The sequence below is a fragment of the Rathayibacter sp. AY1D9 genome, from assembly GCF_002932395.1.
In the GTDB taxonomy this organism is placed as follows: Bacteria; Actinomycetota; Actinomycetes; order Actinomycetales; family Microbacteriaceae; genus Rathayibacter.
The window spans coordinates 1-2,078 of sequence record NZ_PSVQ01000075.1 but is presented as its reverse complement, the minus strand read 5'-3'; the positions used below and the strand labels follow the sequence as shown (position 1 = coordinate 2,078).

Sequence of the window (2,078 nt, the reverse complement as noted above, 5' to 3'; positions counted from 1 at the left end):
GAACGGGGGCCGGCGAGGCGCTGCAGCTCGGCGACCAGGTGCGCCCGGAGGGCGGGCTCGGCCACGCGGAGGTAGCTGTCGACGGTCTCGTCGCCGCGGGGCGACCAGGAGATCACGAGCAGGCCGCCCTCCTCGACGACGCGGTCGATCACGTAGCTGCCCTGGCCCGCTCCGCGCAGGAGGGAGGCCGGGATCACCGTCTCGCGCTCGCCGACGGGGGCGATCACGACGCCGCGCTCGTGGAGGCGCAGCACCGCGTTGCCGCGGAAGCCGAGCCCCGGCAGCACGACGCGCTCGAGCGGCTGCTCGAAGCGGGTCGTGGCCACGTACGGGAGGTCGACGCGCTCGACCTCGGCGCCCAGCGAGGACGCGGGCACGGGCTCCGGCGCGAGGGCGGCCGAGCGGCGGCGCCGCGCGCGCCAGGAGAGCAGCATGCCGACGAAGACGAGGACGACGCCCGCGGCGATGACGATCGTGATCGCGGCCCTATCCACGGGAGGCCTTCGCGGAGGCGGCGACGACCGCCGCGTCGACGAGCTCGCCGTCCAGCACGGTCGGGAAGCCCCGGTGGAGGGTGGCGACGACGCGGCCCGGCAGCTCGCGACCGAGGTACGGGGAGTTGCCGCTGCGGCCGCGCAGGTCCTCGACGGAGAAGCGGCGTCGCGCCTCCGGGTCGTAGAGCACGACGTTCGCGGCGGCCCCGACGGCGAGGCCGCGGTCGTAGCCGTCGAGCCGGCCGATGCGGGCGGGGGCGGAGGAGAGCACGCGCGCGACGTCGGACCAGCTCATCCGCCCGTCCTCGACGACGGCGGCGTGCACCACGCTCAGCGCGCTCTCGAGGCCGACCATGCCGAACGCCGCGGCGTCCCACTCGCAGTCCTTCGCCTCGACCGGGTGCGGCGCGTGGTCGGTGGCGACGATGTCGATGGTGCCGTCGGCGAGGGCCTCGCGGAGGGCGAGCACGTCCTCGTCGCGGCGCAGCGGCGGGTTCACCTTGAAGCGGGCGTCGTAGCTCGGCCCGTCCTGGCCGGCGACGGCCTGCTCGGTGAGGAGCAGGTGGTGGGGGGTGACCTCGGCGGTCACGTCGATCCCCCGGGCCTTCGCCCAGCGGATGACGTCGACCGAGCCCGCGGTCGAGACGTGGCAGACGTGCAGGCGGGAGCCCACGTGCTCGGCGAGGAGCACGTCGCGGGTGATGATCGCCTCCTCGGCCACGGCGGGCCAGCCCTGCAGGCCGAGGGCGCTGGAGACGGCGCCCTCGTTCATCTGCGCGCCCACGGTGAGCCGCGGCTCCTGCGCGTGCTGGGCGACGACTCCGTCGAACGCCTTGACGTACTCGAGAGCGCGGCGCATCAGCAGCGCGTCCGAGACGCACTTCCCGTCGTCCGAGAAGACCCGCACGGCCGCGCGGCTGCGGGCCATCGCGCCGAGCTCGGCGAGCGACTCCCCCGCCAGACCCACGGTCACCGCGCCGATCGGGCGGACCGTCGCGTAGCCGGCGTCCTCGCCCAGGCTCTGCACCTGCTCGACCACGCCCGCGGTGTCCTGCACCGGCGAGGTGTTCGCCATCGCGAAGACGGCGGTGAAGCCTCCGGCGGCCGCAGCTCGCGTGCCGGTGAGGATCGTCTCGCTCTGCTCGAACCCCGGCTCGCGCAGGTGGGTGTGCAGGTCGACCAGGCCGGGCAGCGCCAGCAGGCCGTCGGCGTCGATCACGCGGGCCCCGCGCGAGTCGAGGTCGGCGCCGATCTCGACGATCACGCCCCCGTCGATCAGCAGGTCGGCGGTCGACTCGTCGGCGAGCGTCGCTCCCGAGATCAGGATCCGCTCCGGCGCCGTGCTCTGAAGCGGCTGGGCAGTGCTCATCAGTGGACCTCCCGTTCGCCGGACAGCAGCAGGTAGAGCGCGGCCATCCGGACGGACACTCCGTTCGTGACCTGTTCGAGCACCGTGGAGCGGCTCGAATCGGCGGCCGCCGAGGAGATCTCGACGCCCCTGTTCATGGGTCCGGGGTGCATGACGATGGTATCGGGACCCAGCCGGGCGAGCCGCTCGTCGTCGAGGCCCCAGATCCGCGCGTA

General features: G+C 74.4%; 2 protein-coding genes and 1 pseudogene. All 3 read right to left on the bottom strand.

Going from position 1 to position 2,078, the window contains the following annotated elements:
- A partial coding sequence (locus C5C50_RS16550; protein ID WP_104273950.1) for a hypothetical protein occupies nucleotides 1-494 on the bottom strand: 494 nt, incomplete at its 3' end.
- Nucleotides 487-1,863, bottom strand: coding sequence for a dihydroorotase (locus tag C5C50_RS16545; RefSeq protein ID WP_104273949.1), 1,377 nt, complete (start codon nucleotides 1,861-1,863; stop codon nucleotides 487-489). The genes C5C50_RS16545 and C5C50_RS16550, both read right to left, overlap by 8 nt.
- Nucleotides 1,863-2,078 (bottom strand): annotated as a pseudogene (locus tag C5C50_RS16540) (aspartate carbamoyltransferase); the annotation flags it as partial. The pseudogene C5C50_RS16540 and the gene C5C50_RS16545, both read right to left, overlap by 1 nt.